This window comes from Gabonibacter chumensis, from assembly GCF_024741215.1.
GTDB classification, from domain to species: Bacteria; Bacteroidota; Bacteroidia; order Bacteroidales; family Marinifilaceae; genus Gabonibacter; species Gabonibacter massiliensis.
The window spans coordinates 426,989-441,920 of sequence record NZ_JANSKB010000001.1; the positions used below are offsets into that span (position 1 = coordinate 426,989).

General features: G+C 45.1%; 8 protein-coding genes. All 8 read right to left on the bottom strand.

The window, feature by feature from the left end; genetic code table 11:
• Nucleotides 1–124 precede the first annotated feature (124 nt).
• The 8 genes from NVS78_RS01900 to NVS78_RS01935 all read right to left on the bottom strand — a co-directional run bounded on the left by NVS78_RS01900 (nt 125) and on the right by NVS78_RS01935 (nt 14,932).
• Nucleotides 125–3,448, bottom strand: a complete 3,324-nt coding sequence (locus tag NVS78_RS01900; RefSeq protein ID WP_286357670.1) for a carbohydrate-binding protein — start codon at nt 3,446–3,448, stop codon at nt 125–127.
• A 6-nt stretch (nt 3,449–3,454) separates the two neighbouring features.
• Nucleotides 3,455–6,160: a MutS-related protein gene (locus NVS78_RS01905; protein ID WP_286357671.1), complete on the bottom strand. Its 2,706-nt coding sequence runs from the start codon at nt 6,158–6,160 to the stop codon at nt 3,455–3,457.
• A gap of 272 nt (nt 6,161–6,432) precedes the next feature.
• Nucleotides 6,433–6,939 (bottom strand): immunoglobulin domain-containing protein, encoded by a 507-nt coding sequence (locus NVS78_RS01910; protein ID WP_286357672.1) that lies wholly within the window; start codon nt 6,937–6,939, stop codon nt 6,433–6,435.
• A gap of 618 nt (nt 6,940–7,557) precedes the next feature.
• Nucleotides 7,558–9,924 (bottom strand): Gldg family protein, encoded by a 2,367-nt coding sequence (locus NVS78_RS01915; RefSeq protein WP_286357673.1) that lies wholly within the window; start codon nt 9,922–9,924, stop codon nt 7,558–7,560.
• A gap of 24 nt (nt 9,925–9,948) precedes the next feature.
• A complete protein-coding gene (locus NVS78_RS01920) occupies nt 9,949–10,869 on the bottom strand; it encodes an ABC transporter ATP-binding protein (protein WP_286357674.1) in 921 nt (306 codons plus the stop codon).
• Between the two features lie 41 nt (nt 10,870–10,910).
• Nucleotides 10,911–12,563 carry a PKD-like family lipoprotein gene (locus tag NVS78_RS01925; protein ID WP_286357675.1) on the bottom strand — a complete coding sequence of 551 codons (1,653 nt, stop codon included), beginning with the start codon at nt 12,561–12,563 and terminating at the stop codon, nt 10,911–10,913.
• Between the two features lie 19 nt (nt 12,564–12,582).
• Nucleotides 12,583–13,329, bottom strand: a complete 747-nt coding sequence (locus NVS78_RS01930) for a DUF4843 domain-containing protein (RefSeq protein WP_286357676.1) — start codon at nt 13,327–13,329, stop codon at nt 12,583–12,585.
• A 19-nt stretch (nt 13,330–13,348) separates the two neighbouring features.
• Nucleotides 13,349–14,932 carry a RagB/SusD family nutrient uptake outer membrane protein gene (locus NVS78_RS01935; protein ID WP_286357677.1) on the bottom strand — a complete coding sequence of 528 codons (1,584 nt, stop codon included), beginning with the start codon at nt 14,930–14,932 and terminating at the stop codon, nt 13,349–13,351.

Consider the following 14,932-nt stretch of genomic DNA (forward strand, 5'->3'; position numbering starts at 1 on the left):
CTTAATCATTCAATCACAGAATCATTATATCTTTAATCACCAAATCTCTTAATCTCTCTATTTATTGTAAATTGGACGCTGGTTTTTGTAATTTACAATCGTCAATCTACAATTTACAATTATTTCATTCCACTTTTATCCATTTCACCGCATCCGCCGCGATGGCCACCTCCTTCCGCCGACGTACCTCCTTATCCGAGAGGGTTACGCTCATCTCGCCGGCCGGAAGATCGTATTCTCCTATAAGTGCCCAGCCCGAAGACCCCGATAATTCGGCATCCAAACTGACCTCCGCTTTTTCCTCCCGATCCCCGAAAGAGAGCGTGTAATAGTAGATGATTCCGGAACCGTCAAAAGAGGTTCCGCCCGACGGGGAGTCCGAAAATTCGGGCGGTTTCGTATAGATACGATATACTTTTCCCATGATCCGGTAACGTCCTGCCGACGGGATATTCACTCGCCATGTCGCGGTAGATTTACCGGACCCGCCGCCGATATAATGATACCCCCGGATAGCATCGCCGCAAGCAGAGGCATCTATCACGCGTTGCCAAATTTTGGCATCTCCTTGCATTTGAAGCTGGGTCCCGACAACCCGGGGAGGTTCCTTCCGCCCTTTTTGGAACCACGAGAGATTGCCGTTTTTTACCTCGAAACCCGCGTCCTGATCATCGATGACAAACTCGTTCGGGTTTTCATTTTTCATGAACTCGGACACCGGTATCGAACGCCACTCTTCCATCAACTCCCAGGGTTTTTCCAACGTTCCCGGATCTCTATGCTCGAAGAAAAAAGCGGCCGGAACGTTGGCCGACAATCCCGTGTTTATACATGAAGCCGATTGCTCCGTTACCAACGTGAACGTCTTTGCCTCTCCCGGTTCGATACGACAAACGAAACGTTGCACCTGACCGAGAAAACCCCCGCATTCAATGGAAACAATTCCGCTACTATTTCCAACATTCATCACTTTTCCCTCGATTTTGTAACGCCGAGAATCAGGATCAAAATAGATCACGGCATCTTTCACCCTAAAATATTGCTCGTGTCTCGTGGTAATCCAATCCGCTATGACATCCGCCGCGTTTACCCCCCAACGCGTATCCCATACCCGTATCAAAGAATCGTAGACCAACTCGCCTTTCCGGTAACGATATAAACTATCCAGACTTTGTTTCAACTCCTGTCCCGGAATACCGGACAAGACCAAACGAGTCCATAGATCGTTGAGCTTATTCCATAACATAACCTCCCCGTTGTCCGTCCATATATCTTTTAAAGAATGCCCGATAAAAGGAATATTCTCCTCTTGATTCCCTATCATCGCGTTCGCGGCACCTCTCGCCACGTTAAAATCCGTTGTCGCCAACGCGTTAAATATTCTTCCCATAAAAGGATATTCGGAAGAGTGTACCCAAACCCGTTGTACCTCTTCCAAAGAAGAAGCATCATTATCGTTTTTTTCGAAATTCCAGGAGAACATCACATCTCTTTTTCCCAATCCAAGCAGGGGGTGACTATTCTGTTTTCTCCGCTTAGAATAGAAAAATTCGGGCTGAAGCACTGTAAGAACCTTGAAAAGCTCCTCGTCGTTTTCAATCGCCCCGATCGACATCGCTCCGGCAAGTCTCATATCGAATCCCCGTTCCCGCCAAAAGACCATTCCCGGCTCCACCAATCCGGCTTCCGGCTTTCCGGCATGAGAATCCGAACGGAACGACACCGGGACCTCCAATAAATACAGGTAAGGATTTTCCGGCTCATACCAATCTCCCGAACGATAATTTCGAATCGAATTCAAATTCGATCCCCGCTCTCCCTTCCGCAAAAAGATTATATCGGCTTGCTTTACTTTTGAGAAACACTTCACAAAACGTTTGTCCCAAGTCACGGAACCGAATTGTAAACCGAACGTTTCACCCTCCGGGAGCCTGTAATACTTGTAATCGCCCCCGCATAAAGAGATTCCGTTTAAAGCATGATGACATACGAAAACGACGGAATCTCCCCTTTCGAATACTTGCCCCTGAGAAACGACTACCTTTTGCAACGGGCGGTCCACCACCAACCGGAAGCGGGTAAAATCCCGCCCCGTGGCCATGGGCATCAAGGGATTCACGGGAGGTATCGCCACCGGGTACCACGCCGAGGCAGGGGTCAATAAAAGAAAATCCTTCTCTACAAAAGCTCCCCGTCGACCAGCGGCAAAAAAACGATCGTTATAAAAAGGATGCTCGTAGGCCGTGTCCCTCAAGTGCAGATCGCAAAAACGCTCGTCGATTTTTCCCTCGTAAACCACCTGCACGTGCAAAGAATCGCCCGCCCCCAAAGGACGATCGATCAGGATAAACTGCTGATCCCTCCGGTACGACAGATCCTCCCCGCCCGACTGTAAACCCGTCACCCGTAAACCGGGATTCAGGAAGAGAACGATCCGTTCCAGCGATTCCCGACCCGGGTTATAAACCGTCAACTCGCTCTTCGCCTTCAACTCATCGCCCTCCTGTCTCAACGCGATCGCGTTGCTCCTCACCCGGCAAGTTCTCTCTTGCCAATTCCGATTGAAACTATCCCGGTAATCTGCCCGTGCCTGCCGGTCCCGGTAATAGGAAGATTCCAACGTCACGCCGCAAAGCAAACCGGCTATCACCAAAAAAACACCCGAACAACGATTTAGCCTTAAACCGGCCGCGCCATTCGACAAACGCTCCATCTTTCCCGCGCACAACGCCAACAACCCCGCCCCCGCCAAAAGATACGTCAACCGGTGCAACAAATAGCCGCAAGGGTTCACGTGCCCCGTGATATCCGAGAACAAATTGGGGATCCCGCTCGCCATGTAATCCAGCGTACCGTGAACCTGATAAGGCAACCAGAAGATCGAGCCCGCCAACCAGCACACGGGAATCACCATCGCCAGCACTCGGGAACGGAACAAGTAACTCAACCACAACGTCAAACCGCCGATAAACACCCACGAGGGAATCGTCAACGTCAACAAATAAAAAAGATAATAGTTTAAACTCAACGGGGCTACACTCGCCAGGTTCACCGACAACACGGAGACCCCGATCACCGCGAGATCCACGAGCAGGAAAAGCACGAGATTACCCAGGAGCACGCCCCAGTAATACGTCGCGTTTCCCACCGGACGGGCGTAAAGACTTTCCATAGCCCCCTTCCGTGCCAATCGCCGGGGCACTTCCGCCACCATCACAACCAAAAACAACGACTGCACCACCCCCAACAGGTAAGCATTCACCAACGGCATCGAACAAGACAACGCCATCGTCTTCCAGTTGCCGCTATGCCCCCACCCCTGCCAATAGGCGTGACACCCGACCACCCCCAACAAGGCTACCAGCACGAAAAACAAAAACACCCGGCTCCGGCTTTGCTGCTTCAACTCGTAACCGGCTACGAGACTCAGGTCATGTAGTTTCATCATAAATATCTATATTACATTAATCATCTGTTCGTTCAATTTCCCTCCCCGGATAATATCCACGATCCGTTCTTTACGAATAATCATCATGCCATACCTGTCACGCGTAATTCCTTCTTCCAAACGATAAGAATAAACGGGTACGATCCCTTTCATCATCGTGGGCAGATACACGAACTTAAAATTTTGACACACCTCCTGCAACGTCAATCCCGCTTCCGTAATATGTGTCGAAATAATATAGGAACAATTCCTATTCTCCCCGAAAGCCTTAGCAACTGCCACGGTCGCATCATAAGCATCTTTCACATTCGTTCCCTTGAACAATTCATCAAAAACAATCACCAAATTTTTCCCGACATGCACCTCCTCCGCAACATACTTTGCCCGCAGCACTTCCGCGTAAAAATGACTATATCCCAAGTCCATATGATCAGACACGTTAATCGAGGTGTACAACCCGTCCCGCACCGCAAACGCCATAGCCTTCGCCGCCACGGGGAACCCCATGTGAGCCAAATAAACCGCCACACCGAACGACTTCATAAGCGTCGATTTCCCGGCCATGTTTGCACCCGTCAGGAACAACACGTTATGTTTGCCGTCTATCCGGAGAGAGTTACCCACCGATCCCGGTAGTTGCGGATGATACACTCCCGTCATATCGATGACGTTTTTCCCCTCTTCTCCCGCATAAGCCACAGCCCTTACGAACCCCTTCTCCCTCGCCACATCCGCAACAGCTATATACACGTCCGCATGATAAATAATTTCCAACAACCGACCTAATTCCTTCCGGCAAACATAGCGCAACAAGTAATCGTAACGGGCGACTTTCGCCACGGAAAACTTCCGCGCTCCCCGCCCCCCGCGTATCGGACGCAACCTCTCGTTATTCAAAATTTCAAAAGTTTCGTTTATCACGTCGACGTAAGCCGAATTTTTCCCCTCTTCACTCAATAAGGTATTAAAATCATAACACGCGCTCAACAGCTCTATCGTGTCCTCAAGGCCGGAACAAATCATCTCGTAAACCTTTTCTTTCGCCGCATGACGAACAAGTTTCAAACAACAAGTATTCAGCCATACTGCCCAACGGTTGGAACACACTTTCATTCCCAGGTAACGCTCCACCCGGCCAAGCAACTCCTTCGTGAAAGGGAAGACCGCATTTTTTTCCCGGAAAAATTCGAATACCCTTCCTCGTTTATTAATCGTTTCGACATCCGTCAAAGGATGTTCGAATAAATATTCCAAAACTTGCTCACCCCCGCGGGTAGAAGTACGATTAAACAAGTTAAAAATAGAACGCTCTTTAAACTTCCCGAGTATATTCAAATCCGACAACGTTTGCTTGTCCACGGCAAAGCCCCGATCCTTCCTTGTCCGTTCACCACCTCTCGCTTTTAAGAGGTCCGTTATCCCCGCGTTATGCACGATCGTCATCCCGTAGCGATCATCGGTAATCCCTTGCTTTAACCTGTAGGAGTAAACCGGTACTCCCTCCCTCATTTCCGTGGGCAAATAGACGAAATCGATATTGTTGCACCTGCCTCGTAGCACCTCGCCAGACTCTACGATATGAGTAGAAATCATGAACAACGAATTCTTCCTCGCTGCAAAAGCCTCCATCACTGCCACCGTCGCATCATACGCATCCTTGACATTCGTACCCCGAAACAACTCGTCAAAAACAACCACCAGATTGTCTAAATGGCAAACCCGCTCCGCCACTTTCCGAACCCGTAATACCTCCGCGTAAAAATGGCTATACCCCATATTCAAACTATCCGGTAAATTGATTGTCGTGTACATCCCGTTCCTGACGGAAAACTCCATCCGTTTCACGGGTAAAGGAAATCCCATGTGAGCCAAGAACACCGACACGGCGAACGTTTTCATAAACATCGACTTCCCTGCCATATTGGCCCCTGTCAGAAAAACCACGTTACGGTTCCCGTCGATGTTCAGCCTGTTCGGCACCGCGTTCTCCAGCAAAGGATGGTACATTCCCTCGATACGCAACACGTTCTCCCCCGGCGGCAAAGCCTTACCGAAAACAAATCCCCGCTTCCGAGCCACCTCGGCCGCCGCGACATACACGTCGATACGATAAACGTGATGCAACAATTTTTTCAACGACTCTTTTCCATCAAACCTAAACATCCTGTCGTAATCGCCCATCTTGTTACGGGGCACTCTTTTCCTCTTCTTTCCCAGCAACGCCCACGCGAGATTCGGATCTCTCACGATCTCCGACATTTGCCTACACTCCTCCTCGTATGCTTCCGGAATCTGCTTCCCGGCAACCCATTGTAAAAATTCCGCGGCGACATTCACGATACCGATACCGGCAAACAGCCCCTTGTACAACAACCCGTACTCCCTATCCCGGTATTTTCGCCATTTGCTTCGCAACATATCCTCCTCCATCGCCCACGTCACCCGCCTGTCGCACTTCTCCAAATAACGCCCGATATCCTCGAACCACTCCTTCTTAAACGGAAATTGCATCTCGTTCTCTATAAAGAAATGGATAATCGAACTTCGTTTATTAATCTCTTTTTCATCCGACAAAGGATGCCTGAACATCTCTTCCAATACCAATGCCCCACCCCGTGTCGTTGCCTTAAACAGGTCATACACGGAAGCCCTGCCGCTTTTTCCGAAAATAGCGAGATCGTTCAAAGTCTGCTCATCTGTAAGAAATGCCATACGTTAAAAGTTATCGATTAAAAATGTCCAGCTCCGGCTTTGCCGCTTCAACTCGTAACCCGCACCCAAAACCGAATCACACCAACTCATACTATTCTATTTTTAATTTAACACCACCGTCAATTGACGATTGTAAATTGTAGATTGACGATTATTTAGTGATGAAGGGATTCTGTGATTAAAGGATTTACCTGTAACGGAATCTCTTCATCGACTATTTACCCCCGCCTATTTATAGCACTTTTACCCCGTCCCCAAACGCTACCAAAGTGCTAATTTTGTTTAGTATACAATAGTGACTTTTCAAAAAACCTTTTAATTTTAAAAAATGGACCATGATCTACTATTAGCATCGTTCCCGCAGACCAGTAAAATTGATTACCTGTTCCCACGGCAACATAATAAACTCCTGTATCTTCTGGTTGGGCCCAATTAATCCTTATAACACCCCTTCTCCTTGAAGAATCATAAGAAACTGTAATTCTATTACTCATCGCAGGATTCCGAAAATGGATCCTTCCATTCGAACTAAGAATAAAAAGCAATTCGGGGGTCTTACCAGGTTTCTGAACATATATATAAATCCAAAAACTATCTGAATTTAACCCACTAATAGTATACTCAATGTTTACTGTTTGCCCAGGATATGCGACCATATAAGGCGGAGAGCTAACAACCTGAATATTAGATACATTTTTAGCATTTTCTGCAATCCCATCAGACATTCCTCCCATTAAGAAGAATACCGACACCATTAATAACATCATAATCTTTTTCATAGCTTTAAAATTTAAATGTTTAACATTAATAGTCTATATTACATAACACTTTAACCCCCATATCCGAAGTGCTATGACATCTCTTAATCCCTTAATCACCGAATCTTCTTTTGAGCTATTTTCAGATCACATTTAACAAGCCGATTCTTTAATAAAATACCTCCTCCTTATCTCTTTTTAATCTCCCAATCCTTTAATCTCTTAATCACAGAATCTTTGAATCTCAGAATCTTTGAATCATTTTCATCGTCATTTTTTTAGCCGGGAACTAAAAAGGGCGAAAGAACTTTCGCCTCTTTCGCCCTTACACACTACGATTTTACTCAACACGATTTAATTCACCTTATATTTCATTTTTAATTCCTTCTTTAGAAAATATCCATATTTAATCGGATTCCTTTTTTCTCTTTTAGCCGAAACTCCGACTTTTGATGTATGCTAAAACCGATGTTTTTATTTTTAAATCGCAAATCTAAAATCCGAAATCGTAAATTCTTTAACCTATGATTTAGTGTTTAGAGATCAGGAGACTCGTACAGTCTCCCAATCCCTCATTCACCTAACATTTAATCACTAAATCTATCTAACTTATAACACAACTATAATCACAAGTAGTTATTAACGCCCTCTTCTCCTGATCCAGATAAATAGATACAGTAAGAGCAAAAGTCCCGGAAATACACCCATCAACATATAATCGAGCACCTCAGCTCCTCCTTCCGTGGTAGAAATTCTATTATCTATTGATGCCGGACGACGTACATCGATCGGCACTTCCCCATCCGACAACCAATAGAAACCTCCTTGAACTATCCCGAAATTAGCAACCCACAAAGGCGAACGGGAACGACCGAACTCTCCGTCGCTGATACAATCCGCATCTCCCAATACGATAATTCTCTGCTCTTTATCTCCCATTTTACGAGACAATGCTAATCCCAAGGTGTAAGATTGCTGCACTTCTCCCACTTCCGGATTATACTTCACATCTTCCTCATTTACAATCTCTTTTGTCTCCAACTCGTTCCAACAAGTGGAATCGGAAACAAACATCGGAGTTACTTTAAATCCTTTATCCTCGGTATATTCCAATCCGGTAGCCGAAGGCATAACAATCACATAACTCCGTCTTAATGCATTAAATACGTAGGCTAAATCACCAGCTTCTTTCGTCGGTTTCATCACGATCAGATCGATCGGAAGAGCCGGGACAGTATATCCGGCAAACGGTCCGAGATTGATATTATCCTGCTTTTTCTTTTCCTCCGGATCCTTCGCTTTAGGCGGTTGGATCAGAAACCCATCCATAAACTTTACGCCGAATTGCTCTACCACCGGATTCATCACCTCCTGTCGTCTCGGTTCTCCGATAATCATCAGGTTACCGCCCCGGGCAATATACTTATCCAAATTTATTTTTTCGGACTCCGTCATGGGTTGTCTCATCTCTGCAATCACGAGAATATTCACATCATCCGGAATTTCCTTATCGAGTGTGACATCTTTGTAATCGAATCCTTGATTAATTAACGAACTTCGGAAAGAGGGCATATGTGTGAACATGCAATAATTTCGCTCGCCCGGACGATCCGTTTCCCGCTCCCCGTGTCCGGTCAGGAATCCGACCGTCGGCAATTTCATTACCAATCGTTTTAAAGCGGCTGTGATCTCTGCCTCACCCGGGTATCTTTGTTGACCATCGTATATCCGCAAGAATGTCTTTTCTCCGCTTTCCCGTTCTATTAATCGGGTAAAACGATTTCCTTCTGTCGTGATTAAATCGATTTGTTTCCGAATCTGTTCCGGAGTCAAAACCTTCTTCGGATTCATCTTTTTTCGCTCCATCTCTTTTTTCGCCTTCTCCTCGTATGTCATACCGGGATATATCCTTTCTAACTGATCGTTTTTAATCGTATCGTAATAGAAAACATATTTCATTTTAATCTCCGGTTTAAACCGGGTATATTGCTCAAATAATCGAATATCATTGTTATAGTTTTCAGGGTCCCCAATTTCAGCAAATCGATCCAATATGTTCACGTAAGAAGTAATTGTCATTCCCCCCGTAGCACGTTTAATAATCTCTTGACTATTCGGGGTCAATGTATTTATCTTCAATTGAGTGGCATCGTAATAAAACTTAAATACCGGACGAGACGAGACGTAAGCCAAAACAATCGCTAAAATCCATACTCCGGCATATTTACCCGAAGAGACCATCCAACTCACTTTTTGACGCCTTGCTTGCATACGGATAATCGTCATAAAAAGGAAAAGAGCGATCACCACGAAAAAATAAAGCAGGTCCTCCGTGGAAACCAAACCTCCCACAAAAGCCCCGGCTCTTCCGGAAATTCCGAACCAATAGGTAATATCCCGCAATATGGCGATACTTTGCCACATCCCTTTCACGTAAGTCAATACAGCCAGAATAGCCAACGTCCCCACGGCCGCCACGATCTGGTAGGAGGTCAAACTGGACATAAACAATCCGATGGAGACGTAAATGCACAACAACAGGTAAACACCCAATAACCCGGATAAAATAAGAGTAACGTCCGCATGTTCAATTACCACGATAGCGTATATGGCATACACCACCAACACGCCGATCAGTACCAACCCGTAAATCATCATGGCCAGATACTTACCCAGAATAATTTGCGTGTTCGTGATCGGGGAAGAGTAGAGCAATTTAATGGAACCGCTGCCTAACTCCCGGCTCATCAATCCCATGGTCAACAGGGGAATATAGAGATACAGATAGGATTGCACGTTCGAAAACAAACCACTCCAACCGGCAAAAAAATTGAGGGTAAGGTTTATATGCTGATATCCCATCACCTGTCCCTCTGCAACTTGGGAGATCATACCGGAAAACAGCATTCCGGTTTGAAAAGTGAATATAATTAAAATCAACCAGGCTATCGGAGAATAAAATAGATCTCTTAGCTCTGTTTTTGCTATCTTGAATATTGTTCTCATCTTTAACGAAATAAATTTAATAGATTATTTTTTAGACAACTCGGCAAAAATCGTATCCAAAGAGCTCTTCTCTTGTTGAAGTTCCGACAACTGCCAACCGCGTGTATAACTGGCCTCCACGATATGATCCATCGCCTCCCGGGCATCCGAAAATTGTACCCGGAAACGAGGACCTCCCAACTCTTCCACCCGGACCACGCCCGGAAGCGCCTCGATCTCCTCTACCGGGGGCATGGCCACCAGCGAAACCAAAATCGTACTCGGTTTAATATAATTATCAAATTCATCTACCGTACCGGCGAACACCATGCTTCCCTGCTCGATCATTCGGATATAGTCACAGGTGGCTTGTACCTCGGGCAAAATATGCGTGGAGAGGATCACCGTGCGCTCCTCGGCAATCTCCTTAATCAGGTGACGGATCTCCACGATTTGGTTCGGATCCAACCCGTTGGTCGGTTCATCCAACACCACGAACTCGGGATTATGAATAATGGCTTGGGCGATCCCGACCCGTTGCTGGTAACCACCGGAGAGATTCCGGATCACCCGCTTGGCAAAATGCGAGATACCGCAACGCCCCATCGCCTCTTTTATCGCTTTAGGCACCTCCCGATCCCGGATATGCCGGATCTCCGCACAAAACTCCAAATATTCCCACACCGTCAGGTCCGGATGCAAAGGCGGCACCTGCGGGAGGAATCCGATATGGCGTTTGGCCTCTACCGGATTTTCCCGTATGCTCACTCCCTTTATATACACGTCTCCTTCCGTCTGCTTCAACACCCCGCACATGATATTCATGGTCGTGGATTTCCCGGCTCCGTTGGAGCCGAGTAATCCGTAAATACCATTCCTTGTTATCTCGAAATCGATATCCCGTATCGCCCACTGCACGCTATAGCGATGAGATAAATGTTCTACTTTTAAAATCGGTTCTTCCATACAATATGATTTATCATTTTTACAAACTCGTTCTTTGACATTTAATACTCACTTCCACTTACTTTGGATGTTATCTCTTTAGCCGAAACCACCCGACCGCTCAATTGTTCCGTTTTCAACAGTTTCGGATTATCTCTATCCACGATACTATAAAAAGCCAACTTCCCGTTAATTCCTCCGACCACCAAAACCTGAAAATTACCATCACGCCCCACAAAGGTTACTTTTTCTCCAAAATCCGAAATCAACGGAAAATTCTTGTATTCTCTGTTTTTATCAATATAATTTACAGCATTTCCATTCGAATAGATAATCATAGGTGTCTCCGCTAAAAGTCCGGACAAAACAAAGGAATCATCCGGTACCTTCACAGAACATTCTATCAATTTGGAAAGGAGCGTTCCCGGAAAAGGCCCCCACCCAGCAGTAGCCTGTACCAACTCTCCGGTATTTCCATTCGCTCCACACTCTCCATAATATGTTTTACCATTCAAATTATAGAGTAATGAATACCTATATATCGATGGCATTCCCATAAATCCTCCTTCATGACCAGCATATCCTATATCCAACATTTTCGTACCTTGTGGCATATCCCATACTGGAGGACATTGGCTTACAGTCGAAGAATAACGTACCGGGATTAATTTACTTGTTGAATAAGCAGGATCCCATGGCATTGATCCTTCCGGTTGTTTATCACCAAAAATAACCATGATCACTCTGCTATTCTTTTCATCGTAACAAGGGAAAGAAGATCTAAGTCCATATTGCTTCCGTCCGAATTTTGTAATCTTATATCCTTTTTCATCCAAAAAATAGGGAGTAGTAATAAAAGCTCCTCCTAAATTATTTTTAGACAGTTGCCTTCTGAATAACCGCCCGTCTTCAGTCGCAACAAAAGTGGTTCTTCCGACATTGGCATCATTTTCCCATGCATCGACACGGGCGACCGGTTTAAAGTCTGCAGGAGTTCCATTACCGAACTGATCTTTTAATTCCGCCACTTTTAAAAAATTTTCCGTACGGAATTCATAAGCGACCTTGTCCGTGATAATAGTTCCCGAACCTAAAGGACCTATATTTTTAGCTGTTCTGGTATAAGCCAAGAATAACGGTTTACCCGGGATATTCTCCCCGTTTGCCTTATCGTAAGTATCCTTGATTTCAAAGATCGTCTTATTGGTTTGTTTATCCACGTAACGATCGATATAATAACATTTGGCATTTCCCCCGTCTTCCGCCAACACGAACCAATCACCCGGTCCCCTCGCTGCCGTGATAAAATAAATTACTTTTGACATAAAACGAGTACCTGTTTCTTTATCGATAACAGTAAACGTTCCCAGCAAGAATTCACTTTCTGCTAAAAATTCCGTCAAATTGACCTTTTTAACCACCGAATCAACTTTTATATCAAAATCAGCCTCCTCTCCGATAACAACACCTTTCAAGGTCCATTCGTAACGGACCTCTTTTTCCCGTTGAGCCGAATCGGTTTCCCATTTAAAAGCCTTATGACCGCGAAATTCCATGGTCTCCCCTTCCTTGCCATAGATTGCTATCGGCCGTGCAATAGGATCGGCATACCATTTCGGTTCGTTGATATTTTTATAGTCATAATTTCCCTCGTCTTCCAAGCAACCGACAAACAGGAAGAAAGACAAGTAAAACAATATATTTAGTTTTTTCATAACAGATCTTTTTTAATTATTAAATTTCCACCGTTATCTCTCCGTATTCATCCGTTTGTCCCGGATTATCGGTCAACCATTTCTTAAATCGCAACACATACTCAATGGCCAAATCCGGACGGTTCGTTATCAACTCCTCGTTTAATTCTCCCTTCGGATCGGCATGTTGCAAGAACAATTTATACTTCTTTTGCGAATAACGCCCTAAAAGCGTTATCTCGACCTCCTGAGTCCACCACTCCGGTCGCGACTCGAGGGCAGTAGAAATAATCACGGCCCGACGACGCTCGTATTGTCCCAGCTCCAAACCCTCCATCGGGACCAACTCGACGACTAACCTCACGCCTCCTTCCAAAGTTTTCAATCGATCCGTATATAAAAGCTTTACATGTATCGTATCTTTGATTTCCAATTGTTCCGGAACAATCGGTTTAGCGTGAAAAGTGTAGTATTCATCCAATTTATATTCATCTGCGTTAGCCGTCGTGGCCTCTTTTACCACTTTTAACCCGAATTTCAGATCGGAAGTCAAAGGAACTCCCGAGAATTGAACCACCAACGGGACCTCGATCTCCTTCGTATCTTCCGGGAAGAAAAAGAACGACATCACGGTAGAGTCGGCCTGTTTCGTTCCGGGTTTCAGCGCATCCATATAGAACTTATCGAAATAGATCTGAGAAGTTCCATGAAATACCTCTATCTTCTCCCTATTGCAAGAGATTAAAAACATCGGCATCCAAATCAACAGTAAAATATATTTTTTCATTATCATATCCTTTTAATTATCATTTTATATCGGCAGGCACGGGCAACAAATATTCGTCACGAGTCATCGGACGTACCTGATCGCCGATTTTTAAACTGGCATTCAACCGTTTGTAGAGATAGAACATTTGCCCTTCCGATAACCACTCTCTCCGCGCATCATGTAACAAATCAGCTTGAAATTCTGCCCAGGTCGTACCGGACAATGAACTTCCCCTGATTCCGCGAGATTCACGAATAGCGTTCAAGACCTCGTAAGCCTTCCCGAAATTCCCGTTATGAGCGTAATACTCCGCCATGATATAATGCATCTCCGTGGCACGCATGACCGGAAATATCGGCACATTCTCACGCCGAATGACAAAATTATTTTGATGAGGATACCATTTCCCGGATACCGGATACAGATAATTACCTAAATACATCAAGTATCTCCAACGATAATCGATCCCGGATTCATCCACTCCTCCCCGTTTAAAATAGGATTCCGATATTTGAAACCAATTTGGGGTAGATACTACAGTCCAATAGTTCCTATACATAGCATTCCGGTCATAAACCAATTTATCGTAGGCCGCAAATATCAAATTGGCCTTCATCTTTACATCGGGTCTTTTTTCGAAATTCGCCGCATCATGCCCGTCATTAGTCGTTATCCCGGAAAAATCATCCCTATACATGACAAGAACCCGTCCGTCCAATAATTCCATCTTAAAACCAAGAACCTTTTCTGCATAGTCAAAGGCCTCCTGCTCCATACCGGCATATTGATATACCCGGGCCAAAAGAGCCGTCACGGCATAATAGCTTAATCTATATCCTCTACCTTTAAAGAAATCATCTACCAACTCACTCTTAAATCCATCGATGAACGGATCTATTGTTTGTTCTCCGTCCTTATATTCATTCAAGAAACGTCCTTTTCCGACAATATTTACGGCTTGCCCCACAATCGTCGTATCGAACACAGCCGTTAACTCCCGTGCCATTTTCAAATCGGCGATCACTTTATCCAAAACGGGTTTTACGCCCAATTTCCCGGTTTGTATCGTCGGATAAGCATCCACATAGGGGATATACGCCCGTCCATCATCGTTCACGAGGGCCGGAGCAAACAAACGCAACAATTCAAAATGCATCAAAGCCCGACAAGCGTACGCTTCTCCCAAAATCATTTTACGCTCCATTTCACCCTCTGCAAAAATACCATTAGAAGCATTCTTAGCATTCTGGATCAAAGCATTGGCATTGGCTATAATATTATAAGCTTTAGCCCACATTCCTTCAATCGTTCCGGACAAACGGGAACTTCTATAATCAAATTTTTGAGCATCTTTATACTTTTCATCTGAAAAGGCTCCGTTGGTCTCCAAATCATATATTTGGGCCATACAGTCGATCATCCCATAAGTTAAATCCATACCGTACAATTGAGGATCACCCATAGCTTTGTACAATCCGTTCAAGACGGAACGATAACCGTTTCCGGAAGCAAACATCTCTCCTTCCGTAGCCTGGCCCTCCGGAGTAACGTCCAACCAATCTTTACAGGAGGAAAACATTACCGCCACGGCCAACACGAGTATATTAACATATATTTTCAT

What these genes read in the sequence shown, in the direction of transcription:
- NVS78_RS01905 (WP_286357671.1), bottom strand. Translation starts at nt 6,160, where the DNA reads ATGGCATTTCTTACAGATGAGCAGACTTTGAACGATCTCGCTATTTTC.
- NVS78_RS01930 (WP_286357676.1), bottom strand. Translation starts at nt 13,329, where the DNA reads ATGAAAAAATATATTTTACTGTTGATTTGGATGCCGATGTTTTTAATC.
- NVS78_RS01910 (WP_286357672.1), bottom strand. Translation starts at nt 6,939, where the DNA reads ATGAAAAAGATTATGATGTTATTAATGGTGTCGGTATTCTTCTTAATG.
- NVS78_RS01935 (WP_286357677.1), bottom strand. Translation starts at nt 14,932, where the DNA reads ATGAAAATATATGTTAATATACTCGTGTTGGCCGTGGCGGTAATGTTT.
- NVS78_RS01920 (WP_286357674.1), bottom strand. Translation starts at nt 10,869, where the DNA reads ATGGAAGAACCGATTTTAAAAGTAGAACATTTATCTCATCGCTATAGC.
- NVS78_RS01900 (WP_286357670.1), bottom strand. Translation starts at nt 3,448, where the DNA reads ATGATGAAACTACATGACCTGAGTCTCGTAGCCGGTTACGAGTTGAAG.
- NVS78_RS01925 (WP_286357675.1), bottom strand. Translation starts at nt 12,563, where the DNA reads ATGAAAAAACTAAATATATTGTTTTACTTGTCTTTCTTCCTGTTTGTC.
- NVS78_RS01915 (WP_286357673.1), bottom strand. Translation starts at nt 9,924, where the DNA reads ATGAGAACAATATTCAAGATAGCAAAAACAGAGCTAAGAGATCTATTT.